A 22,242-nucleotide genomic window follows, 5' to 3' on the forward strand; every position below is an offset into this window, starting at 1 on the left:
TAGTGGTCTGCCGTTTATCCACAAAATGTTTTATTTCAATAACTTACATAGGGTGCGACCCTTTTATCCGGGGAAAGGGCCGTAAAAATGTTACGAAAGTGTAGGTTTTTGCGATTCCTTTGATCAAATTTATGCAGTTTTGCGCTTTGACATGGCTCAAAATGGCACAAAACCTACGCTGGCTTTAAAAGACCATCCAGCGCCTTGATCGGACGGCGCTCGGCGTCTTTGGTGACTCTTCCGCTGGGCGGCCGGATATGTTTGGTAACCTCAACCATCAACACGCCGCCCGCCATGACCGTTGGAACACGCTGTCCGGTTTTCTCGATCAGACTGCCCGACTTTAACCAAAACCGCCGAAAGGACGGTGGCAGATACAGCGCGGAACAATGATTCTCGGGGATAAAGTGATGCGCCTTTAGCTGACTTTCCAACTGGGACGCCGAATAGGGTCGACCAAACCCGAAAGGTGTTCGGTCTGTTCGGGACCACAATCCAGCCCGGTTAGGAACTACGAACAAGGCTCGTCCGCCCGGCCCCAATACCCGCCAGCATTCATTCAACAGCTCACTGGGGCGGCTGGAAGTTTCCAGCCCATGCATTACCACCAGCTTGTCTACATGCCCGGTTTCGATGGGCCAGAGTGTTTCTTCTGTCAGGACCGAAACATTGGGCATTCCTGCAGGCCACGGCATCACCCCCTGCGGACCCGGCATCAATCCGATCACACGCCTTGCGTCCGCCAGATAGGGGCGCAGCAACGGTACGGCAAACCCGAACCCAGCTACAGTTTGACCTTTGGCCTCGGGCCACAATTCGATCAGTCGACCTCGTATTGCCGCCTGCGCCGCACGTCCCAGCGTGCTGCGGTAATAGAAGTTCCTCAGATCCTGCACATCAAGATGCATTGCGGACACCCGGTCAATCGGCTTAGCTGGGCGCAGTCTAGCAACGAAAGGGCAAAAGGCCATGCCTCTTGAGATCGTAACCATCCCATGTCTCAGCGATAACTACGCCTTTCTGGCGCATGATGCGGCCAGTGGCCAGACCGCGCTGATCGATGCGCCCGAGGCCGGCCCGATTCTGGCCGAGTTGGACGCTCATGGCTGGACCCTTTCTCATGTCCTGTTAACTCATCATCATTGGGATCATGTCGACGGTTTACCCGGAATCCTTGAAAAACAACCGGCCAAAGTCATCGGCGCCGCAGCAGATGCATACCGCCTGCCCCCTCTGGATCAACAGGTAAGGGAAGGAGATCGTTTCGATATCGGAGGTGAACAGGTCGAGGTGTTAGATGTTTCAGGTCACACCGTAGGCCATATCGCGTTTTACATGCCGGTAAGCGGAGTGGTTTTCACCGCAGACAGTCTGATGGCACTGGGATGCGGCCGCCTGTTCGAGGGAACTGCGCCGCAGATGTGGGCCTCTCTCAGCAAGCTGGCCGCGCTGCCAGACGAAACAATTGTCTGCTCAGGCCATGAATATACACAAGCCAACGGTAAATTTGCCATAACCGTTGATCCGAACAATGCCGCACTGCAACAACGCATTGTCGATACCGACCGCGCTCGTGCCGCCGGAAAGCCCACGGTTCCATCAACTTTGGCGCTGGAAAAGGCCACGAACCCGTTCCTGCGCGCTGCTGACCCTTCGATTAAAGCGAATTTAGGTATGGAAAATGCCGACCCTGCGGAGGTTTTTGCCGAGATCAGGGCTAGAAAAGACCGTTTTTAGAGCTTATTTCGCTCTCTTCACGGCAACGGTCACGTTAAATGTGACTGTCAAGTGAAAGAAAACCCTTGAAGCCGGGCCACGATCAACCAAACTCTAATAGTATGAGGACATGGTTGAACCGGGGCCACATCCTGCCCCTTCGACCCAAGACAGAGGAGCACCCGCGTGCCTTCATTCTCGAGCACATTAGAACAAGCCATTCACGCGGCCCTGGCAGCTGCGAATGAACGGCGCCATGAATTCGCAACGCTAGAGCATCTGCTGCTGGCGCTGCTGGAAGAACCCGATGCCATTCGCGTCATGAAGGCCTGCAGTGTCGATCTGGACGAGTTGCGCAATACTCTGGTCGAATTCATCGACGAAGACTTGTCAAACCTTGTCACCGATATAGACGGGTCCGAAGCGGTGCCCACGGCGGCATTCCAGCGCGTGATCCAGCGCGCCGCGATCCACGTCCAAAGCTCGGGCCGGACCGAAGTGACCGGTGCCAATGTGTTGGTTGCCATCTTCGCGGAACGCGAAAGCAACGCTGCCTATTTCCTGCAGGAACAGGACATGACCCGCTATGACGCGGTCAATTTCATCGCGCATGGCGTTGCCAAGGACCCCGCCTACGGCGAGAACCGCTCGGTCTCTGGCGCGGATCAGGTCGAGGAAGAAGTTCAATCCAACGCCAGCGAAGGCGAGCAAAAAGAAAGCGCGCTTGGGAAATACTGCATTGATCTTAACGCCAAGTCTCGCGCAGGCGACGTCGATCCCCTGATCGGCCGCGCCGACGAGGTTGAGCGTTGCATTCAGGTCCTGTGCCGCCGCCGCAAGAACAACCCGCTGTTGGTGGGCGATCCAGGCGTGGGTAAAACCGCCATTGCCGAAGGTCTGGCCTATAAGATCGTACAGGGCGAAGCACCCGAGGTTCTGTCAGAGACCACAATCTATTCGCTGGACATGGGCGCACTGTTGGCAGGCACCCGTTATCGCGGCGATTTCGAAGAACGGCTCAAGGCCGTTGTGACCGAATTGGAAGATCACCCTGACGCCGTTCTGTTCATCGACGAGATCCACACCGTGATCGGCGCCGGCGCCACTTCGGGTGGTGCGATGGACGCGTCTAACCTGCTAAAGCCTGCGTTGCAGGGCGGCAAACTGCGCACCATGGGTTCGACCACTTACAAGGAATTCCGTCAGCATTTCGAAAAGGACCGCGCGCTGAGCCGCCGGTTCCAGAAAATCGACGTGAACGAGCCTTCGGTCGAAGACAGCGTGAAAATTCTGCGCGGTCTGAAACCCTATTTCGAAAAGCATCACGATATCAAATACACCGCAGATGCAATCAAAACCGCGGTGGAGTTGTCGGCACGCTATATCAACGATCGCAAACTTCCCGATAAGGCAATTGACGTAATCGACGAGGCTGGTGCAGCGCAGCATCTGGTCGCGGAAAGCAAACGCCGCAAAACCATCGGCGTGAAAGAGATCGAAGCTGTCGTAGCCAAAATCGCGCGTATTCCGCCCAAGAATGTCACCAAGGACGATGCCGAGGTCCTGAAAGACCTCGAAGCCTCGCTTAAACGGGTGGTGTTCGGACAGGACGAAGCCATCGACGCGCTGTCCAGCGCGATCAAACTGGCACGCGCCGGTCTGCGTGAGCCCGAAAAGCCAATCGGCAACTACCTGTTCGCTGGTCCGACCGGCGTGGGTAAGACCGAAGTAGCAAAACAACTGGCGGATACGCTGGGTGTTGAATTATTGCGGTTCGACATGTCGGAATACATGGAGAAACACGCGGTTTCCCGCTTGATCGGCGCGCCTCCGGGTTACGTCGGGTTCGACCAGGGTGGTCTGTTGACCGACGGCGTCGACCAGCATCCGCATTGCGTGTTGCTGCTGGATGAGATCGAAAAAGCCCATCCTGACGTGTTCAACATCCTGCTTCAGGTGATGGACCACGGTGAGCTGACCGATCACAACGGCCGCACGGTGAACTTCCGCAATGTGGTGCTTATCATGACCTCGAACGCGGGTGCGCAGGAACAGGCCAAAGCCGCCATCGGCTTTGCCCGTGACCGTCGCGAAGGCGAAGACACCGCCGCGATCGAACGCATGTTCACACCGGAATTCCGCAACCGTCTGGACGCGGTGATTTCATTCGCACCACTGCCGAAAGAGGTCATCTTGCAGGTGGTCGAGAAGTTCGTGCTGCAACTTGAAGCGCAGCTTCTGGACCGCGGCGTGAGCATCGATCTGACACCCAAGGCCGCCGAATGGCTGGCTGACAAGGGCTATGACGACAAGATGGGTGCGCGTCCGCTGGGCCGCGTCATTCAAGAGCACATCAAGAAGCCGCTGGCTGAAGAGCTTCTGTTCGGAAAACTGGCTAAGGGTGGTGTGGTTCGCGTCTCGGTTAAGAAGGGCGAACTGAACCTGGAAATCCTCGGTCCCGATCAGCCGCGTATTCCGGGAGACAAGCCTCCGTTACTGACCGCTGATTGATCGCATCCGCGACAAGAAAGAAACCCGCCCTCTGTGGCGGGTTTTTTAGTTATTCGGTGCGCTGCGGAAACGGGTTGATAGGATATTCTGACCGGCGATACTGAGTTGCCCGGTAAGCAGACAAAAGGGCATGCGCATATCGCGGCCCGTTGATCCCCTGACACAAAGCCGACACTAGCGCGATACCAACGTCCCTGACTTTGCGAAGCCACCCAGCCCTGGTATGTACGAAATACTCGAAATCAATGAACCGAATTTGCTTTCCGTCCCAGCACATGTCCCGAAAAGCCGGGCGACCGTGGGTCACATCGGCAGAATGCAAGCGCGCCAACGTTTGGCCCGCCGCGCGACATACCTTTGCTTTTTCCTGGACCGTCAAAGAAGAACATGCACAGATGTTAGTCAGACTGGCCCCCGCATCTTTAATAACGATGTAATCCGAACCTTCGGAAACAATTTCCGGGACGGGTGCACCGCTGTTCCATAGAAAACGATGTGAACGCCGGTCACGGTTGAACGCTTTTTTCGGAGTTCCCTTTACCACCCAAAGCAGGGGTGAGGATCGTTCAACGCGTTTCAGCCACAACCGTGTTCCTCGCAAGGTTAGGCACGGTGTTATTCGTCGGTAGGGCGCACGCAGAGCCTTTTCGACCGCGCCTCGCAGTTCTGCTGCTATTTCGTTCAATTTCTGTACCTGCTCAACCTATGGCACAGATATAGAAGCGAATTTCTTGCCGTCCACCCCGGGCACGCCGTTAACCGGCGCTCATCGGTCCTGTTTTCGACCGCATAGCAAAACGCCCAATCAGGGTGCTCACCGCTCTGTCAATTTCAACTCGATCCGACGGTTCTGAGCGCGGGCTTCTGGTGTGTTCGCCGGATTGACGGGTTGGAATTCACCAAACCCATTGGCAGCCAGCCGGTTTGGTGGAATACCCAGCGCATCGACCATGTAGCGAACGACCGACAAAGCCCGGCCCTGGCTAAGTTCCCAGTTGTCGCGATAGCGCCCTGCCCCGGCCAAAGGTACGTCGTCCGTGTGGCCGTCGACCCGGATTACCCAGTTCAGACCCTCGGGGATCTCTGCCGCTACGCTGCGCAGAATGTTGGCCACCTTGGCGACCTCTTCCCGGCCTGCACCGGAAAGAATCGCAGAGCCTGTATCGAACAGAACCTCGGACGAGAATACAAAGCGGTCGCCTTCAATCCGGACGCCCTCCTGGTCCCCCAGCACATCTCGCAGGCGACCGAAGAATTCAGACCGGTAGCGCTGTAGTTCCTCATTCTGGCCCGACAGCGCCTCGGCTTCGACCTCCAGCCTCGCGCGTTCGGCCTCTTCCAAAAGGCGGCGGCGGCGTTCTTCAGAGGCGGCCCGGGCCAGAGCCGCGTTCAGGTCCTGACCCAGTGTCTGAATACGGATATCGGCGGCAGCATTGCGTTCTTCATAGTCATCAAGCAGGGCCTGCAATCCACCCAGCTGTTCTCGTAAAGCGGCCATTTGTTGGTTCAGCAAAGCCGTTTCGCGTTGCGCCTTTTCCGAGATGGCCTGTTCGCCCGACAGCGCATCGCGCGCCACTGCCAAAAGGGCGGCACGTTCGTCGGCCAGCGTCCGCTGTTCAAGCGCCTCGGCCTGAGCTTCAGTTTGGGCCGCCAACGCGGTCTCAAGCCGGGCTTTCAATTCTTCGGGTTTCAATTCCCCAAACTGCCGTTCCAACTCTACTTTGGCGGCCTGCGCAGCCGCCAAAAGGGTCAGCGTCTCTTCAGCCTCTTTCCGCTGCGCTTCCAGCGCCAATGTCATTGCCGTCAGTTCGGCGTCCGCATCTTGCAAGCGGTTACGAAGGTTCTCGGCTGCGGCAGCCTCGGCCAGCTTGGCGGCCTCTTCAGCGCTCAACTCCTCTTCAAGCTCCGAAATACGAGTGGTTTGTGCGGCGTCACTTTGCTCAAGATCGGTGACCAGGGCCTCCAGTGCTTCGCGTTGGGCAGCAGCCAGGCGGGCGGCTTCGGTCTGCGCATCGATTTCGGCGCGGCTTTGCGCAAGAGCGAGGTTCAGGGCGCTCTGCTCATCCAACAACTCATCCCGTTGGGTCTGAAGCGTTTCGATCTCACCTTGCGCGCGGTCCTGATCAACCAGCATAGCTGCAACCTGAGCTTCGAAATCGGTGAGTTGAATCTGCGCCTGTACCAGTTCGGTTTCAACCTGCGTCAGCGTGGAGTTCAGCACCCCCAACCGGGCTTGCAAGCGGCTGTTCTCTCGCTCTTCCAGTCCCAGCGCGCCAGCCAACGCGGCGATCTCGTCGGACAGGGCGGTCAGTTCATCCTCCTGCCCCGAAATGGTTTCACGTAGCACGAACTGCACCACCATGAAGATGGTCAACACAAAGGTCAGCACCATCAGCAGCCCGGTCATCGCATCTACGAATCCGGGCCAGACAGAGCCCTGGAACCGCTGACCTGTGCGACGGGAGAGCGCCATGGCTTACTCTCCTTCCGGAGCGGTTCGCACTGCGCCTCGGGGCAGAGTCAGAGCTTTGACAAGCAATTCGATATCCTTGCGCAGCTCGCTCATGCTTTCTTGCCGGCCAGCCGATATTTCTTCGAGGATGCGCAGCAATTGCACGTCCATCGAGCGCAGGCGCATCCGGCTTTCGGCATCGATCCCTTCGCCTGTGCCTTGTTCGCGAAGCTGGTCCAGCAATGCGTCCTGACCCATTGCCACCTTTTCCAAGGCCGCAGTCACCCCATCGGAATTGGCTTGTCGCGCGTTCATTTCGCCAATCGAATCCGCCAATTGGCCCAATCTGGACGAAACCGCCGCCCGGTCAGCCTCCTGCGCCGAGAACAAATCCTGCAGCGCGTTCATCTGCTCCGACATGGCATCGAGAACCGGTGTCAGCACCGCAAGTTCCGCACCGCCTTCATCGCTTGCCGCAAAACCGACGCGGGTGATCGAAGACAACCATTCCTCCAGCTCGCGATAAAACCTGTTCTGACCGTGGCCCGCGAACACCTCCAGAAGACCTACAATCAGCGACCCTGCCAGACCCAGCAGTGACGATCCAAACGCCACGCCCATGCCCTGCAACTGGGATTCCAGCCCGACCATCAGGCGGTTGAACACGGCCAGCCCCTCTTCACCTTCTTGTGGGTTGAGGCTGCGGATCGTGTCGACAATGGCAGGGACCGTCGTAGCCAGACCAAAGAACGTACCCAAAAGACCCAGATAGATCAGAACGTTCGTGATGTACCGCGTGATCTCGCGTTCTTCCTCAACGCGTTCAGCAACCGAATCCAAAATGGATCGGGTCGAGGTCGAGCTGATCTGTGACCGCGCGCCCCTTTCGCGCAACAGGGAGGCAAGCGGTGCCAGCAGCTGCGGCGTGCGCGCGTCTTCGTGTACGACACCGCCAACAAAAGCCTCGATCCAGCGAACTGAGCCGATCAGCTGCGTGACCTGATAGAAACAGGCAAAGACGCCGATCACAAAGACCAGCAGGATAAAGCCGTTTAAGTAGGGGTTGGCGTAAAAGACCGGCAATACATAGGGCAGTGCCATAAATATCCCGAACCCGGCCAAAGCGATCGCAACAAGCATGGTGACGATCTGACGAATGGGTTGCGAGAAATGCGGTCTCGCGCCCTGATGTGCCTGCGCCATGCGCGTGGTTCCCGATTTTGCCCTGCTCTGCGGCGAATCTAGCGAAAATCCGCCGTTGACGCCAAGTGTTTATGCGGTGATGCCACGAACCCGTTGCGCTAACCACTCAAGATCGGGGTCGTGCAGGCCGATCTCAGTCAGATGTTCCGCCGTATTATACAGGTATTCGGTATTGGGTCCGCGCCCGCCAACCGCGTGGGCGATGATCTGCGCCTGCTGCTCCAACGGCATTCCACCGCAGTACTGCACGTGGTCGGCGTCGATCACATAGGTCACGGCATTCACCACTTCGCCGCTGTCCAAGTCCACATCCAGCATTTTCTCGATGTAGGCCGAGGAAATCAGCTCGCGCTCACGCAGTTCATGCAATGTGCGCTCTTCGTGTCCGGCCTCAACCGCCAAGGCCAAACCTTTGCAATTGGCATCTGCCTGTTCGTCCAGCGCCAGAACCAGACCGGGATGTTCCTCTGTGCCGCGATGGTGGATCGAACTCATGCAGAATGACCGCGCGTACCCGTGCAATGTGGCGCGTTCACTGCGCGCTACCGGAAAGCCCGGATTCCACAGCAATGATCCATATCCGAAAACCCACATCGTCATAGCACTGGTCCTTGCCCGTTTGCGTCTATAAACATCAAATCCGAGGTGGGAAAAAGGGCCATATGACATGCGCGGTCTGGTGCGGGTTATCATTTTCATCATTGTTGCATGGAGCGCCTACTGGTTCATCGCCGGATATGGGCTGCGCAACGGCATCACCACCTGGTTCGATGCGCAACAGGAAAGGGGCTGGCAGGCTGACTTTTCAGATTTCGAAACAGCCGGATATCCGTTTCACCATATTACACGCCTGAACAGTCCTGCACTGGCCGATCCCGTAAACGGCACCGCCTGGAGCGCCGACTGGATTGAATTCCAAAGCCCCGCGATCTGGCCCGGACGTCAGGTTTTGCGCTTTGCCGACACACCACAGCGATTGTCGTATTTCGATCAGACCGCGACTATTGAGGCCCGCGAATTACAGGCAGAACTGCAGCTGAAGCCCGGCGTGGCTCTGGCCCTTGAAAAGATGGCGCTGACCGCCGGGCCGTGGTCAATCACGGATGACGCCGAAGCGCTGGCTGGCGGTGACACACTGGCGCTGGTGATGGAGCAGACCGACACGCCGGAAGCCTATGTGATCAGCGCCCGAATGGATGGGTTCACCCCCGGAGACGATCTGAGAACCCTGATGCGTTCGGCCACTACGTTGCCGCAATCGTTTGAGACGCTCGAACTGGATATGACCGCGACGTTCGACAAGGCCTGGGATCGGTCCGCTCTGGAACAAAGCAGACCGCAGCCAGTAAAGATAGATTTGCGCCTTGCCGAGATGAAATGGGGCGAACTTCGGCTGTTCGCCACCGGAGACCTGGACGTGGACCCGCAAGGCATTCCGACGGGTGAAATTGCCATCAAAGCCGAGAACTGGCGGGACATGATTGCCATGGCGAACGCGGCAGGTGCACTGCCCGATCAGGCCGTTGATCCGGTCACACGCGCACTGAATTTCATGGCCGGCCTGGGCGGCAACCCCAACGCGCTGGATATGCAACTGAATTTTCGCGATGGCGTAGTTGCCTTGGGCCCCCTGCCCCTTGGACCCGCGCCGCGCTTGATCCTGCGTTAGCGGCAGTAGGAACCGCTGCGGTGGCGGGCCGTGTCCAGATGGAAATGATCACGGTGATATCGGTCCGCATTTGGCCCCAAAACCGTGCCAAACGGGCCACAAGCCCCGCGCCAGACCTTGATCAACTGTTTCTGCGACGGGTTCTTGCGCCAGCCTTTCAGGACTGACACGACCTCTCCGTCCGCCATCTTGAAGCCCGAGATATCGATCGCCCGGCCTTTGCCGTGCTCTGATATCCTTGCGCCTTTGCGGTTGTTCCGGGTTCGGCAAGCATAATGCGCCGCGACCTGCAGCTCGACCACCGGACCACGCCGTTTGAAGGTTGGTTTGACGGTTTTGTCGACCCATGTGTTCAGCGCAATCGCGGTGCCACAGTCCATCGTTGAGGGTCGGCTCAGTCCGACGCCTGAAACCGAGGTGATCTGGACCGCGTCCTTGATACCGCAGGCCTTGATCTTGCCGGGCACCTGACCCACAGGCTTGCCCTGAATCGCAATATCACCACACACCGAAGTTTTACGCAGCTTGCGTTTTTTGAACAGCGCCTCCTGCTCCAGCGCCTTGGGGCGCAAGTAGGGCATCAGCGACGTGTCCGGCCCCAATAAAGGCAAATCTGACGGCCGCGCGGCCACGGCCCGAACCTGAGCCGAAGCCGGGCGCGGTTCGGGGCGAATTTTCGCATCAGGGACCGGACTGGCGAAGGCCAGAACGGGTGCCGTTGACGGGCGAACCGCAGGGAACAATGAACGGTCAGGAGGGGCAGCGTTGGAGAGACTGGCGCTTGTGGCCAACATTCCAATCAGCAAGCCCGTCCAAACACGTGTCATGGCTTTGTTGCCCCCCGTCCGAAATCAGGCGCGTCCGTATCTTGCCCGGCATCGATAATCCCCCGCCGGATCGCGCGCGTGCGGGTGAAATAATCAAACAGATGTTCTCCATCGCCGGTGCGGATGGCCCGTTGTAAGGCAAAAAGCTCTTCGGTAAAACGCCCCAGAATTTCCAGTGTCGCATCCTTGTTGGTCAGGAACACGTCGCGCCACATGGTCGGATCCGATGCTGCGATCCGCGTGAAATCCCGGAACCCGGCGGCCGAGTATTTAATGACCTCGGTATCGGTCACACGGCGCAGATCATCGGCCACACCCACCATTGTATAGGCGATCAAGTGCGGCGCGTGCGAGGTCACAGCCAGAACCAGATCATGGTGATCCGCGTCCATCTCATCCACATTCGAGCCCATGCCTTCCCACAATGCACGCAAGCGGGCGATCGCATCAGGGTCGGATCCGTCGACCGGCACCAGCAGGCACCAGCGGTTGTCGAACAGCTCGGCAAAACCGGCTTCCGGCCCGGAATGTTCGGTCCCGGCCAACGGGTGCGCGGGGATGAAATGCACACCCTCGGGAATATGCGGAGACACGGCCTGAATCACGTGCCGCTTGACCGAACCAACATCCGTCACAGTGGCCCCGGGCTTCAGAACCGGAGCCATATCCTGTGCCACCGCACCCATTGCCCCAACTGGCACACAGAGCACGATCAGATCGGCCCCTTCGACCGCCTCTTGTGCACTGTCGCAAACCCGGTCGCACAGACCGATACGTTTGGCGGTGTCGCGCGTGGCTTCAGACCGGGCATAGCCGGTGACCTCACCTGCAAGTCCAGCGCGTTTGATAGCCCAGAACATCGAAGATGCAATCAGGCCCAGTCCGATCAGGGCCACACGGTCGTAAATCTGGCTCATGCGGCGCCCCCTTTGAACGCGGTAATGGCCGCGACAACACGGCGGCAGGCCTCTTCATCGCCCACGGTGATCCGCAGTGCGTTCGGCAGGTTGTACCCCGCAACACGGCGGACGATCAAACCCTGCGTTTTGAGGTAATCGTCACATGCCTCGGCCTCGGCCTGATCGGCAAAACGCGCAAGGATGAAATTAGTGCAGGACGCGTCTGACGGCACACCGATCTTGTCCAGTTCCCCGGACAGCCAAACCCGCAAACGCGCGTTTTCGGAATGGCAGAAGGTCAGATAATCCTCATCCTTCACCGCTGCCTCAGCCGCGGCCAACGCAGTCAGCGACAGGTTGAACGGCTGGCGCACCCGGTTCAGCACATCAATGATCGACTGCGCCGCATACCCCCAGCCAACACGCATGCCGCCAAGACCGTAAATCTTGGAAAAGGTCCGCGTCATAATCACATTCTCGAACCGATCCACCAGAGATGCACCCCCGTCGAACCCGGCCACAAACTCGGCATAGGCGCCGTCGATCACCATCAGGCAGGCCTTCGGCAAATCTTCGGCCAAACGCGCCAGTTCCGCGTCAGAGATCATGGTCGAGGTCGGATTGCCGGGGTTTGTTACAAACACGATCCGGGTTTTCTCGGTGACAGCGGAAAGGATGTTGTCCACGTCCACATGACGGTCTTTTTCGGACACCATCACAGGGGTCGCTCCGGCCATTCGGGCGATGATCGGGTACATGGAAAACCCGTGCTCGGTATAGATGACCTCATCTCCTACCCCGGCATACGCCTGAGCGATGAATTGCAGCACCTCGTCGCTGCCTACACCACAGATGAGCCGCGCCGGGTCCAGCCCGTGCCGGTCGCCAATTGCTGCGCGCAGGCTGGCGTGGTCGGTGCTGGGATAGCGATGCAGGGTAGCCGCGCTTTCACGGACGGCTTCGACGGCCTTGGGGCTGGGGCCAAACGGGTTTTCGTTGGAACTCAACTTGATCACCTGCTCGACCCCGGCCACATGCGACTGGCCGCCCTGATACAGCGCGATGTCCATTATGCCGGGTTGTGGGGTGATCTTGGTCATGAGGGGCTCCGTTGATTGGGCCCCTCATACCTGTCTCAACGGGTTGAGAAAAGCGGCAATTCCATCAGGCCGCCTTGAACCGAGCCGTTGCCGGGTCCGCGTTGTAAAGCGGCGCGAATTCCTCGGTACGGCGCGACAGGTCGTTGACGCTGTCGATTATGAACTGAACCGTTTCCTCGCTCATCAGATACGAGAAGTTCAGCCGCACCCAACCGGGTTTCTTCATCTCTTCGCCTGCAGACAGCGCCGCGTGCAATTCATCTGATGTCGCCCGGTCGATCCCTAACAAGCGATGCGCGTATGGCCCAGCACAGGCGCAGCCGCCCCGCGCCTGAATGCCATAAACATCGCTGAGCATCCGCGTGAACAATTGCTGGTGTACAGGCTTGCCGGAATTGTCCCGCACAAGGAAAGAGTAGATCGGCAGACGATGCGGATTATCCACGCCCAGCAAAGTCAGGTTCGGATTGTCACCCCAGCCGTCCAGCGCCATGCGATTAAATTGCGCCTCACGTCTTGCAATCTCATCGGTGCCCACGACATCCTTAACGATAAAGGCCAGTGCGGCGCGGATATCACCGATCACATTGGGCGTTCCGGCCTCTTCCCGTGTTGCCAGATCCTCGCTGTAGTCATGCCGCCAGGGCGAAACAAAACTGACCGTGCCCCCCCCGGGCCAGCTGGGGCAGGCCCGCTGTACGACGTTTTGATTGACAATCAACACGCCCGACGCGCCTGGCCCACCGGGAAATTTATGGGGCGAAACGACAATAGCATCTTTGCGCGCATCTTCCGGCCCCATATCCATCGGCAAATAAGGCCCACCACCCGCAAAGTCCCAAACCGACACGGCCCCATGCGCCTTGAGCATCCGAGTCACTGGGTCGGGATCAGTGATAATACCGGTCACGTTCGATGCCGCCGAAAACGACCCAATAATCAGATCAGAACTTGCATTATCGACCAAAGCCTTTTCGAGCGCAGTTAAGTCGACCCCGCCTTCGGCTGCTTCGGGAATTTCGATCACCTCGGCTTTGCTTTCGCGCCAGGGAAGAATATTCGAGTGATGCTCGTATGGTCCGATCAATACAACCGGCCGGTCAGCCGCATCCACACCAAGTAAACTGACCAGCCGGTTGAGACCCGCAGTGGCACCAGACCCGGTAAAGATTACCGCGTCCTCTCCCCGTGCGCCAACGATGCGGGCGATCTCTGCGCGCGCCTCGCGGCGCAGCCTCGTCATGTACGAGCCGCAATAGGAGGCCTCGGTATGGCTATTCGCATAGAAGGGCAGCACCTGTTCGGTGACAAAGTCCTCAACCTGCTGCAACGCACGGCCCGAAGCGACGTAATCCGCGTAAACCAGCGGAACGTCCCCGTGCAGACCCGGGATCAGAACATTCTCTCCGATCAGCCCGTCGCGCAGGCTGAAATTGCGAGTGGTGGACTGTATGTCTGCGCGAAATTTGGACAGGGTCATGTCAAAGGCTCCATATTGCCTTCCTAATATGATTGATAGTTTTTGAGAAAACTTCACCATTCTTTTGGTAGTTATCGAAATTATTGTGTCATATGATCAGAAATGAGCAAAAATTTAGATCAAATCGACAAACGCATCCTTCGCGAGCTTCAAACCGATGCCACTTTATCCCAACGCGAGCTGGCCGACCGGGTAGGCTTGTCTCAGAATGCGTGCTGGCGGCGCTTAAAGGCGCTGAACGAAGATGGGGTTATCACCGGCTCGACCGCACAGATAGCGCGGGAAAAACTTGGGTTGAGCCTGGTTGTTTTTGTCATGCTGCGCACCCGCCACCATTCAGCCGAATGGTTGCAGGCCTTCCGCAGTCACGTGCTGACTATACCCGAAGTTGTGGATTTTCACCGGATTGGTGGCGACTACGACTATCAGTTGAAGGTCGTGACCGAGGATATGGCCTCTTACGACAAGGTCTATCAGCGCCTGATCGAAAAGGTCGAACTGGACAGCGTGACCTCATATTTCGCAATGGAAGCGATTGCCGAAGGGCGACCATTGCCAATCTGACCCGTCCTTCATCTGGCCCAGCATATCCCCGGGGAATCCCATTATGTCGCGATAGGTCAGAGCCCCTGAAACAAAAAAGACCGCGCAAACGCGCGGCCTTTCGGAATTCGATATCGGCGAAGATTAGTTCTTCGCGTAGAATTCAACCACCAGGTTCGGTTCCATCATGACCGGGTAAGGTACATCGCTCAGGCCCGGCGCGCGGACGAACGTCGCAGTCAGTTTCGAATGGTCGGCGTCGATGTAGTCAGGCACATCACGCTCGGCCAGAGCAACAGCTTCCAGAACAACAGCCAACTGCTTGGACTTGTCACGCACTTCGATCACGTCGCCTTCTTTGACACGGTAGCTGGGGATGTTGACCCGCTTGCCGTTTACTTTGACGTGGCCGTGGTTCACGAACTGACGTGCAGCAAACACGGTCGGTACGAACTTGGCGCGGTAGACGACGGCGTCCAGGCGGCGCTCCAGCAGACCGATCAGGTTTTCACCGGTGTCGCCTTTGACACGCTCGGCTTCGGCGTAGATGCGGCGGAACTGCTTCTCGGTCAGGTCGCCATAGTAGCCTTTCAGCTTCTGCTTGGCGCGCAGCTGCAGACCGAAGTCCGACAGTTTTCCCTTTCGGCGCTGACCGTGCTGGCCGGGGCCGTATTCACGACGGTTGATCGGGGATTTCGGACGACCCCAGATGTTTTCGCCCATCCGGCGGTCGATTTTGTACTTGGCAGACGTGCGTTTGGTCACGGCTGATCTCCTTCTTAAGGTCGAGGCCCTGACGGCCACTATGAAGGGCGTTGTCCTCTTGAGGTTTCCCCCATGACAGGCATCCCCTTGCGGGGGCCACCAACACCAATGAAGCCGCGCTTATATCCGCGAAACCGTCAGAGTCAACATGGCTTACAGCGTAATCTTGGAAAAATTGCCAAAGCAGATCCGGCCCGATCTACGACTCAGTCGCTTCTGTGCCCTACAGCAATCACTGGCTTGCCGCCCGTGACATCCCTGCCCGTCTGTGGCTTCGGTCGCGATGGAAAGGCAACAACCGTGTCATCCATCCGAACAGCTTCGCCGCTCTGGTGCTCGGTCACTTTGATTTCACTGATCCAAAAGTCCTGATCTCGTGAGGGACATTCACCTTCGAAAACCAGCATCGGGGCTGGTTCTCCTACTAGTGAAAACATGAAAGCCGTGAACTGCTGCGCGCCGTTGGTCAAAACGATACGACCGCTCGATTCGTCCGGCAGGCCTAGTGCGCTTGCAGATCGTTCCACAGTCGCAGTGCTGCTCAGTACGCCCCCGGATTTTTCATAGATCTGTTCGGCAGGTTCACCCAAATACCGAGCTTGCCCCCGCCAGGACCAAGCAGCCCCTATACACAGAAAGGACAGAGGCGCAGCCTCAAGCCCATCGATTTCTGTCTGACCCCACGAAATGGCAATACGACCGTTTTGTCCGGCTCTCATAACACCCGCCTGCACCTTCAACACTTCACTGCTCGTTGGGCCAGTCTTATCAATGCAAAATGAGGCGGAAAAGAGACGTTAATGCAACGTTAACAAAATTGTTGCGCTAAGGATTCAATAAAATTTCCTCTGGCGGCCGAACTTCCCGCCAGAAGAGATTTCACATAAAAAGAACTCTACCTATGCGAGTTTATCCACACTTGGAATGGCCGCAACTGCGGCAGGTCATGCATCCTTCGATCATCACCATGTCGAACTGGCCGCAAGACGGGCAGGCCTTACCGCGCGGGCCGTCCATGTTGACCACCTGTGCCTGTGGGTCGGATTTTAACCCCATGCCTTCGCCTTCCAGAAACCCGATCGCAACCATGTGCTGCTCGATCACACCACCGATCGCGGCCAGAATCGAAGGAATGTACTTGCCCTGCACCCAGGCCCCGCCGCGCGGGTCAAACACGGCCTTCAACTCTTCGACGACAAACGACACGTCACCACCCCGCCGGAACACCGCCGAGATCATCCGCGTCAACGCCAATGTCCAGGCGTAGTGCTCCATGTTCTTCGAGTTGATGAACACCTCGAACGGGCGACGGCGACCCCCGATAACGATATCGTTAATGGTCAGGTAAATCGCGTGCTCGCTGTCTGGCCATTTCAACTTATAAGTCGACCCTTCCAGCGCCTGCGGGCGGTCCAGAGGTTCGGACATATAGACGACTTCTCCGCCATCGACCTCATGTGGAGCGTCAGCACTTTCACCCGGTGCCTTGTCGTCATTTTCCGATACGGTCAGAACCGATCCGGTCACGTCATTCGGGCGGTAGGTCGTGCATCCCTTGCACCCTTGATCCCACGCCTGCATGTAGACGTCCTTGAACGCATCAAAGCTAATGTCTTCAGGGCAGTTGATCGTCTTCGAGATCGAACTGTCGATCCATTTCTGTGCCGCGGCCTGCATTCTGACGTGATCGTACGGAGACAGCGTTTGCGCGTTGACGAAATAGTCCGGCAGTTCCTTGTCACCAAACTTGTCGCGCCACATCTGCACGGCGTAGTCCACCACCTCTTCCTCGGTGCGCGAACCATCCTTCTGTAACACCTTGCGCGTGTAGGCGTAGGCAAAGACAGGTTCGATTCCCGAGGATACGTTCCCGGCATAAAGTGAAATCGTTCCGGTCGGCGCAATCGAGGTCAGCAACGCATTACGGATGCCATGCTCGCGGATCGCATCGCGTACGTCCTCGTCCATCTGCTGCATCGTGCCACTGGCCAGATATTTCTCGGCGTCGAACAGAGGGAAGGCCCCTTTCTCCTTCGCCAAGTCCACTGACGCCAAATAAGCGGCGCGGGCGATCGCGTGCAGCCAGCGCTCGGTCTGACGCGCCGCCTCGTCTGTGCCATAGCGCAAACCCAGCATTAGCAAAGCATCGGCCAAACCTGTCACGCCCAGCCCGATCCGGCGCTTATCCTGCGCTTCGGCCTCTTGTTCGGCCAGCGGGAACTTTGACGCGTCCACCACGTTGTCCATCATGCGGACGGCAGTGGCGACCAGTTCCTGCAACGCAGCCTCGTCCAGATGCGCAGCGTCCTCGAATGGCTCTGCAACCAATCGCGCCAGATTGATCGAGCCCAGCAGACAAGCACCATAGGGCGGCAGAGGCTGTTCTCCGCAAGGGTTGGTTGCCGCGATAGTCTCGACATAGCTTAGGTTGTTGGCCGCGTTGATCCGGTTAATAAAGATCACGCCGGGCTCGGCGTAGTCATAGGTAGCCTGCATGATCTTGTTCCACAGATCACGGGCCTGAACGGTGTGATAGACCTTGTCGCCAAAGACCAGCTCCCACGGGCCGTCCGCCTTGACCGCCTCCATAAAGGGATCGGTTACCAGCACAGACATGTTGAACATGCGCAGGCGGGCCGGGTCGGATTTGGCGGTGATGAACTGTTCGATATCCGGGTGGTCACAGCGCATGGTCGCCATCATCGCGCCCCGGCGCGAGCCTGCCGACATGATCGTCCGGCACATCGCGTCCCACACATCCATAAAGCTCAGCGGCCCCGAGGCATCCGCCGCCACCCCATGCACATCTGCACCGCGCGGGCGAATGGTCGAGAAGTCGTATCCAATCCCCCCACCCTGCTGCATGGTCAGTGCGGCCTCTTTCAGCATATCGAAAATACCGCCCATGCTGTCGGGCACAGTTCCCATCACGAAACAGTTGAACAAGGTCACCTGCCGTGCTGTACCCGCGCCGGCTGTAATGCGCCCAGCTGGCAGGTATTTGAAATCTTCCAGCGCCTCAAAGAACTTTTCTTCCCAATGCGCCGGATCCTTTTCGACCCGTGCCAGATCTCGTGCGATGCGTCGCCAGCTATCTTCGACCGTTTGGTCGATGGGCGTACCATCCGCCTTTTTGAAACGGTATTTCATATCCCAGATCTGCTCGGCGATGGGGGCGGCAAAGCGGCTCATTGGTGATTCCCTGTGCTGAATGAGGTAGACAGCCTAGCACCCACAAGACCTTGATGAAAGCGAATACCGAGCTACAATATCAAGCAATACCTCGGGACGACTCTGTGGGAAAGCTGTGGATAACTACGTAAACCTCATAAAACTCTCGGTCGGATCAGAAAGCGTCGACTCGCTGATCGCGTGGCAAGACAGCCGCAAACCGCTGTACGAGGACGGCTGCCCGCGCCATGTCACCCGCATGTGGCCCAAACGCGAAGCCGAGATTCGGAATGGCGGATCGATCTATTGGGTGATCAAGGGCGTCATTCAGTGCCGACAGCGCATCCTGCGTCTGGACGAAGTGCGTGGTGAAGACGGTATCCGACGCTGCGCCATCGTGCTGGACCCTGAACTGCACCGCACACAGACCGCCCTAAAACGTCCGTTTCAGGGATGGCGTTATCTCAAACCCGAGGACACCCCTGCCGACTTGCCAGAAGGACGCGAACAGGACGACGCTCTGCCTGACGATTTGAACCGCGCTTTAGCGGAAATCGGGGTGTTGTAATCAATTCAGACGATCCAAAAATTCGGACAAAACAGCCTTATCAGCGGCATTATAGTTGGCCATCCGGCTGCGCCACAGCGTTGCCTGCGATTGCAGAACCAACCCGTCCGACAGGATTTTCAGGTGGTTCGCCCGCAAGGTTTCGCCGGTCGAAGTGATGTCGGCAATCGCCTCGGCGGTTTCATTCATCACCGTCCCCTCGGTCGCGCCCTGACTGTCGACCAGCGTATAGTCGGCCACGCCAGCATCTGTCAGAAACTCGCGCACAAGACGGTGATATTTTGTGGCTATCCTCAAACGGTGGCCATGCACTTTACGAAATGCAGCCGCCGCCGCATCCAGATCATCCAGCGTGTCTACATCTACCCAACAGGCGGGAGTGGCGATGATCAGATCAGCCTTACCAAATCCAAGCTGAGAGACTTCTTCGACCTGCTGTTCCCAGCGCGGCAGCTTTTCCTGCACGAGGTCGATCCCGGTCACGCCCATATGGATGCGCCCGGCGGCCAGTTCACGAGGGATTTCCCCGGCAGACAGCAGAATCAGCGAGACACCGTCGATGCCTTCGACCTTACCCGCGTATTCCCGGTCGGAACCGCTGCGCGACAAGGTGATCCCGCGCTTGTCAAACCACGAGAATGTCTTCTCCATCAATCGGCCCTTGGAGGGTACGCCAAGTTTCAGGCTCATTGCGCGCCCTCCTCAATCTCGAGCATCAGATCGGGGCGCAGCACGCCACCCACGGCGGGGATTTCAGCACCGTTGCCCAGTTGACGCGTCAGCGCATCATAGCGTCCACCAGTGGCCACGGGTGGCAGATCGGGGCGACCCTCGGCGTAGAAGCCAAAGACAAACCCGTCGTAATACTCCATCGAAGTCCGGCCATAGGAGGCTTCGAAATCCAGCCGCTGAACATCGACACCACGCGCCTGCAGGGATGCGATCCGCGCTTCGAGTCGGTTCAGCGCAGGCGTGATCTGCGGCAGGTCAACAGCCACATCGCGCAGTTGTTCCAACGCAAAGGGCATGGTTTCGCGGACGTTCAGCAACGTTTCCAGCCCCGCCAGTTCACTGTCGGAAATCGGCGGTGTGTCACGATCTTCGCGCAAGGCTTCGATCCGCGCCTCTATTTCGGACGCGCGGCGCTTGCCGATCATCGGCACATCAATGGCCAAAGGGTCATCGGCATCCAGCAAGGCATCGCGTCCTTCTGGCATGGGTTTCCGCCCTGCGAAACGATCCAGCAAATTGCGGAACCGGCGCGGATGCCAGAGGTGCCGCATCAGCGCCACTTTGCGCCTTTCGGTGGTGCGCAATCCCTGAACCGCTGCTGTCAGGATACCGATATCCCCTGTCGCCGCGCGTAACGGCAAGCCCCGCAATTGCAACGCAAAAAGCGAGAACACCTCGGCATCCGCCCCAGCCGGATCGTTGCGGTCGAACACCTCATACCCGACCTGAACGTATTCGTTGGACCGATCCGGATCGTGCTCTTGTCGGCGGAACACCTCGCCGGAGTAGGTATACCGCGCGGGCTCCGCCCCCTCGTTCATATGCATCTGCACGACGGGCAGCGTGAAATCCGGACGCAACATCTGTTCACCGCGCAAAGCGTCCGAGGTTACATAGGCGCGGGCGCGGATATCCTCTCCGTATAGGTCCAGCAGCGTTTCAGCTGGTTGCAGCAGGGGCGTATCGACGACCTGCGCGCCTGCGGCTTCGAACCGGACACGCATCATTGCGGCGCGGGCCTGTATCTGGGAACGGTTGGCCATGGCTCAGTCCTGACTGTCCAGAATTTCACGCACTTTGGAGATCAGGTCACCGCGTGGCACTTCGAACTGGCTGGGGCGTTCTTTCCATTCCTCCAGCGTCGCACTTTCGGCGATTTTGGCACCCAGGATCAGGTCCTTGATCTGCACGATGCCATTGGCCTTTTCATCACCGCCTTCGATCACCGCAATCGGAGAGTTTCGCTTATCCGCGTATTTCAGCTGATTGCCGAAGTTCTTGGGATTGCCCAGATAGACCTCGGCCCGGATACCTGCATTGCGCAGTTCTGCCACCATCGCCTGATAGTCAGCCATCCGGTCGCGATCCATGACGGTCACCACCACGGGGCCTGTCGCCCGCGCGGCGATCCGACCCTTTTCACGCAGGGCAGCCAGCAGGCGGTCGACCCCGATTGAGATACCGGTCGCCGGCACTTCCTGTCCGGTAAACCGCTTGACGAGATCGTCATAACGTCCGCCGCCCGAAACCGAACCGAACTGCCGCTTGCGGCCTTTTTCGTCAAAAATCTCGAAGGTCAGTTCTGCCTCGTAAACCGGTCCGGTATAATAGCCCAGACCGCGCACGACCGAAGGATCGATCTCGATCCGGTCGGAACCGTAACCGCCCGCATCCAACAGCGCTCCTATCTGTTCCAGTTCGGTAATGCCATCCGCGCCGATCTGGCTGACGCCGACGGCTGCACGCAGATTGGCCAAGGTGCCCGCGGTATCTGCAGCCTTGGACGTGAGGAAGGCAAGCACCGGCTCGGCCTGGTCGTCGCTGAGGCCCACGCCGTCGATAAAGGCGCCAGACGCATCCAGACGACCTTTGGTCAATAGTTCGCGCACTCCGTGCTCGCCCACCTTGTCGAACTTGTCGATGGTGCGCAGAACGTTGTCGCGGGCGGCTAAGTCATCACCAAGGCCCATCGCCTCAAGCACGCCGTTCAGAACCTTACGGTTGTTGACCCGCACCAGATAGTCGCCGCGCGGGATGCCGACCGTCTCCAAAGTGTCCGACAGCATCGCACAAATCTCGGCATCCGCTGCCATCGAGGCTGTTCCCACCGTGTCCGCATCGCACTGATAAAACTGGCGAAACCGCCCCGGCCCCGGCTTTTCATTGCGCCAGACCGGGCCCATCGCATAGCGGCGATAGGGCGTTGGCAGGTCGTTGCGGTGCTGCGCGTAGACGCGGGCCAGAGGCGCGGTCAGATCATAGCGCAGGGCCATCCAATCGCCGTTTCCGCCTTCGTCGAATTCCTGCCAGGCAAAGACACCTTCGTTCGGGCGGTCCACGTCGGGCAGGAATTTGCCCAGCGCCTCGACGGTTTCGACCGCGCTGCTCTCCAACGCGTCAAATCCGTAACGATGATAGACGCCCGCAATGGTCCGCAGCATCTCGGTGCGCTGCGTGACTTCCTCGCCGAAATAGTCACGGAACCCTTTCGGCGTTACGGCCTTGGGGCGGGGCTGTTTCTTGGGCTTGGCCATGTGGGGCGTCCTTGGGCGTATAGTGTTCCGCGCGCGGTCTATCCCATGGCCTGCATCGGGGCAAGGCGCGGT

20 protein-coding genes are annotated in these 22,242 nt (G+C 58.3%); 5 read left to right on the forward strand and 15 right to left on the reverse strand.

Annotated elements, in window-relative coordinates:
• Window positions 1–173: 173 nt before the first annotated feature.
• The gene (locus tag ACR0IY_RS07580) at window positions 174–908 is read right to left on the reverse strand and encodes a class I SAM-dependent methyltransferase (protein ID WP_480671845.1); all 735 of its coding nucleotides are present in this window, start codon (window positions 906–908) and stop codon (window positions 174–176) included.
• Window positions 909–969: 61 nt separating this feature from the next.
• On the opposite strand from ACR0IY_RS07580, the gene gloB reads away from it, so the two are divergent.
• Both gloB and clpA read left to right on the forward strand, forming a co-directional pair.
• Window positions 970–1,737: a hydroxyacylglutathione hydrolase gene (gene gloB / locus ACR0IY_RS07585; protein WP_480671847.1), complete on the forward strand. Its 768-nt coding sequence runs from the start codon at window positions 970–972 to the stop codon at window positions 1,735–1,737.
• Window positions 1,738–1,902: 165 nt separating this feature from the next.
• Window positions 1,903–4,227 carry an ATP-dependent Clp protease ATP-binding subunit ClpA gene (clpA, locus tag ACR0IY_RS07590; RefSeq protein ID WP_480671849.1) on the forward strand — a complete coding sequence of 775 codons (2,325 nt, stop codon included), beginning with the start codon at window positions 1,903–1,905 and terminating at the stop codon, window positions 4,225–4,227.
• 49 nt (window positions 4,228–4,276) lie between these two features.
• Here the strand turns inward: clpA and ACR0IY_RS07595 are convergent, their stop codons facing one another.
• The 4 genes from ACR0IY_RS07595 to ACR0IY_RS07610 all read right to left on the reverse strand — a co-directional run bounded on the left by ACR0IY_RS07595 (window position 4,277) and on the right by ACR0IY_RS07610 (window position 8,482).
• Entirely contained in the window at window positions 4,277–4,771 is a 495-nt protein-coding gene (locus tag ACR0IY_RS07595; RefSeq protein WP_480672098.1) for a phosphotransferase, read from the reverse strand.
• A 270-nt stretch (window positions 4,772–5,041) separates the two neighbouring features.
• Window positions 5,042–6,700, reverse strand: coding sequence for a peptidoglycan -binding protein (locus tag ACR0IY_RS07600; protein WP_480671851.1), 1,659 nt, complete (start codon window positions 6,698–6,700; stop codon window positions 5,042–5,044).
• Window positions 6,701–6,703: 3 nt separating this feature from the next.
• Window positions 6,704–7,882 carry a biopolymer transporter ExbB gene (locus tag ACR0IY_RS07605; RefSeq protein WP_480671854.1) on the reverse strand — a complete coding sequence of 393 codons (1,179 nt, stop codon included), beginning with the start codon at window positions 7,880–7,882 and terminating at the stop codon, window positions 6,704–6,706.
• A gap of 69 nt (window positions 7,883–7,951) precedes the next feature.
• Window positions 7,952–8,482 (reverse strand): gamma-glutamylcyclotransferase, encoded by a 531-nt coding sequence (locus ACR0IY_RS07610; RefSeq protein ID WP_480671856.1) that lies wholly within the window; start codon window positions 8,480–8,482, stop codon window positions 7,952–7,954.
• A gap of 67 nt (window positions 8,483–8,549) precedes the next feature.
• On the opposite strand from ACR0IY_RS07610, the gene ACR0IY_RS07615 reads away from it, so the two are divergent.
• Window positions 8,550–9,551 carry a DUF2125 domain-containing protein gene (locus tag ACR0IY_RS07615; protein ID WP_480671858.1) on the forward strand — a complete coding sequence of 334 codons (1,002 nt, stop codon included), beginning with the start codon at window positions 8,550–8,552 and terminating at the stop codon, window positions 9,549–9,551.
• On the opposite strand, the gene ACR0IY_RS07620 is transcribed toward ACR0IY_RS07615, so the two are convergent.
• The 4 genes from ACR0IY_RS07620 to ACR0IY_RS07635 form a co-directional block, all read right to left on the reverse strand.
• The gene (locus ACR0IY_RS07620; protein ID WP_480671860.1) at window positions 9,548–10,378 is read right to left on the reverse strand and encodes an extensin-like domain-containing protein; all 831 of its coding nucleotides are present in this window, start codon (window positions 10,376–10,378) and stop codon (window positions 9,548–9,550) included. The genes ACR0IY_RS07615 and ACR0IY_RS07620 overlap by 4 nt on opposite strands.
• Window positions 10,375–11,295, reverse strand: coding sequence for a prephenate/arogenate dehydrogenase family protein (locus ACR0IY_RS07625; RefSeq protein ID WP_480671862.1), 921 nt, complete (start codon window positions 11,293–11,295; stop codon window positions 10,375–10,377). The genes ACR0IY_RS07620 and ACR0IY_RS07625 overlap by 4 nt, the downstream gene beginning before the upstream one ends.
• Window positions 11,292–12,377, reverse strand: a complete 1,086-nt coding sequence (hisC, locus tag ACR0IY_RS07630) for a histidinol-phosphate transaminase (RefSeq protein ID WP_480671864.1) — start codon at window positions 12,375–12,377, stop codon at window positions 11,292–11,294. Before hisC ends, ACR0IY_RS07625 begins: the two co-directional genes overlap by 4 nt.
• 64 nt (window positions 12,378–12,441) lie before the next feature.
• The gene (locus ACR0IY_RS07635; RefSeq protein WP_480671866.1) at window positions 12,442–13,857 is read right to left on the reverse strand and encodes an aminotransferase class V-fold PLP-dependent enzyme; all 1,416 of its coding nucleotides are present in this window, start codon (window positions 13,855–13,857) and stop codon (window positions 12,442–12,444) included.
• 102 nt (window positions 13,858–13,959) lie between these two features.
• Between ACR0IY_RS07635 and ACR0IY_RS07640 the strand changes: the two genes are divergently transcribed.
• Window positions 13,960–14,421 (forward strand): Lrp/AsnC family transcriptional regulator, encoded by a 462-nt coding sequence (locus tag ACR0IY_RS07640; protein ID WP_480671868.1) that lies wholly within the window; start codon window positions 13,960–13,962, stop codon window positions 14,419–14,421.
• Between the two features lie 123 nt (window positions 14,422–14,544).
• Here ACR0IY_RS07640 and rpsD read toward each other — a convergent pair whose 3' ends face one another.
• From rpsD to ACR0IY_RS07655, 3 genes are all read right to left on the reverse strand, one after another.
• Entirely contained in the window at window positions 14,545–15,165 is a 621-nt protein-coding gene (gene rpsD / locus ACR0IY_RS07645) for a 30S ribosomal protein S4 (RefSeq protein ID WP_480671870.1), read from the reverse strand.
• 206 nt (window positions 15,166–15,371) lie between these two features.
• Window positions 15,372–15,884 carry a hypothetical protein gene (locus ACR0IY_RS07650; protein ID WP_480671872.1) on the reverse strand — a complete coding sequence of 171 codons (513 nt, stop codon included), beginning with the start codon at window positions 15,882–15,884 and terminating at the stop codon, window positions 15,372–15,374.
• 190 nt (window positions 15,885–16,074) lie between these two features.
• Window positions 16,075–18,357, reverse strand: a complete 2,283-nt coding sequence (locus ACR0IY_RS07655) for an adenosylcobalamin-dependent ribonucleoside-diphosphate reductase (RefSeq protein WP_480671873.1) — start codon at window positions 18,355–18,357, stop codon at window positions 16,075–16,077.
• 115 nt (window positions 18,358–18,472) lie between these two features.
• Here ACR0IY_RS07655 and ACR0IY_RS07660 point away from each other — a divergent pair, with 115 nt between their 5' ends.
• Window positions 18,473–18,904: a DUF1489 family protein gene (locus ACR0IY_RS07660; RefSeq protein WP_480671875.1), complete on the forward strand. Its 432-nt coding sequence runs from the start codon at window positions 18,473–18,475 to the stop codon at window positions 18,902–18,904.
• Here the strand turns inward: ACR0IY_RS07660 and hisG are convergent, their stop codons facing one another.
• From hisG to hisS, 3 genes are read right to left on the reverse strand one after another with little or no spacing between them, the layout of a single operon-like run.
• On the reverse strand, window positions 18,905–19,594 hold the full coding sequence (gene hisG, locus ACR0IY_RS07665; protein WP_480671877.1) for an ATP phosphoribosyltransferase: 690 nt from the start codon (window positions 19,592–19,594) through the stop codon (window positions 18,905–18,907).
• Complete coding sequence (locus ACR0IY_RS07670; protein WP_480671879.1) at window positions 19,591–20,679, reverse strand: ATP phosphoribosyltransferase regulatory subunit; 1,089 nt, start codon at window positions 20,677–20,679, stop codon at window positions 19,591–19,593. The genes hisG and ACR0IY_RS07670 overlap by 4 nt, the downstream gene beginning before the upstream one ends.
• 3 nt (window positions 20,680–20,682) lie before the next feature.
• Window positions 20,683–22,170 carry a histidine--tRNA ligase gene (gene hisS / locus ACR0IY_RS07675; RefSeq protein ID WP_480671881.1) on the reverse strand — a complete coding sequence of 496 codons (1,488 nt, stop codon included), beginning with the start codon at window positions 22,168–22,170 and terminating at the stop codon, window positions 20,683–20,685.
• Between the last annotated feature and the right edge of the window lie 72 nt (window positions 22,171–22,242).

It is taken from the genome of Ruegeria sp. BC1 (assembly GCF_056539305.1).

Excerpts from the sequence above, each read along its gene's own strand:
- ACR0IY_RS07600 (WP_480671851.1), bottom strand. The coding sequence starts at position 6,700 with ATGGCGCTCTCCCGTCGCACAGGTCAGCGGTTCCAGGGCTCTGTCTGG.
- gloB (WP_480671847.1), top strand. The coding sequence starts at position 970 with ATGCCTCTTGAGATCGTAACCATCCCATGTCTCAGCGATAACTACGCC.
- ACR0IY_RS07640 (WP_480671868.1), top strand. The coding sequence starts at position 13,960 with ATGAGCAAAAATTTAGATCAAATCGACAAACGCATCCTTCGCGAGCTT.
- ACR0IY_RS07655 (WP_480671873.1), bottom strand. The coding sequence starts at position 18,357 with ATGAGCCGCTTTGCCGCCCCCATCGCCGAGCAGATCTGGGATATGAAA.
- ACR0IY_RS07615 (WP_480671858.1), top strand. The coding sequence starts at position 8,550 with ATGCGCGGTCTGGTGCGGGTTATCATTTTCATCATTGTTGCATGGAGC.
- ACR0IY_RS07635 (WP_480671866.1), bottom strand. The coding sequence starts at position 13,857 with ATGACCCTGTCCAAATTTCGCGCAGACATACAGTCCACCACTCGCAAT.
- ACR0IY_RS07650 (WP_480671872.1), bottom strand. The coding sequence starts at position 15,884 with ATGAGAGCCGGACAAAACGGTCGTATTGCCATTTCGTGGGGTCAGACA.
- ACR0IY_RS07620 (WP_480671860.1), bottom strand. The coding sequence starts at position 10,378 with ATGACACGTGTTTGGACGGGCTTGCTGATTGGAATGTTGGCCACAAGC.
- hisG (WP_480671877.1), bottom strand. The coding sequence starts at position 19,594 with ATGAGCCTGAAACTTGGCGTACCCTCCAAGGGCCGATTGATGGAGAAG.
- hisS (WP_480671881.1), bottom strand. The coding sequence starts at position 22,170 with ATGGCCAAGCCCAAGAAACAGCCCCGCCCCAAGGCCGTAACGCCGAAA.
- ACR0IY_RS07670 (WP_480671879.1), bottom strand. The coding sequence starts at position 20,679 with ATGGCCAACCGTTCCCAGATACAGGCCCGCGCCGCAATGATGCGTGTC.
- ACR0IY_RS07605 (WP_480671854.1), bottom strand. The coding sequence starts at position 7,882 with ATGGCGCAGGCACATCAGGGCGCGAGACCGCATTTCTCGCAACCCATT.
- ACR0IY_RS07580 (WP_480671845.1), bottom strand. The coding sequence starts at position 908 with ATGCATCTTGATGTGCAGGATCTGAGGAACTTCTATTACCGCAGCACG.
- hisC (WP_480671864.1), bottom strand. The coding sequence starts at position 12,377 with ATGACCAAGATCACCCCACAACCCGGCATAATGGACATCGCGCTGTAT.
- ACR0IY_RS07610 (WP_480671856.1), bottom strand. The coding sequence starts at position 8,482 with ATGACGATGTGGGTTTTCGGATATGGATCATTGCTGTGGAATCCGGGC.
- ACR0IY_RS07625 (WP_480671862.1), bottom strand. The coding sequence starts at position 11,295 with ATGAGCCAGATTTACGACCGTGTGGCCCTGATCGGACTGGGCCTGATT.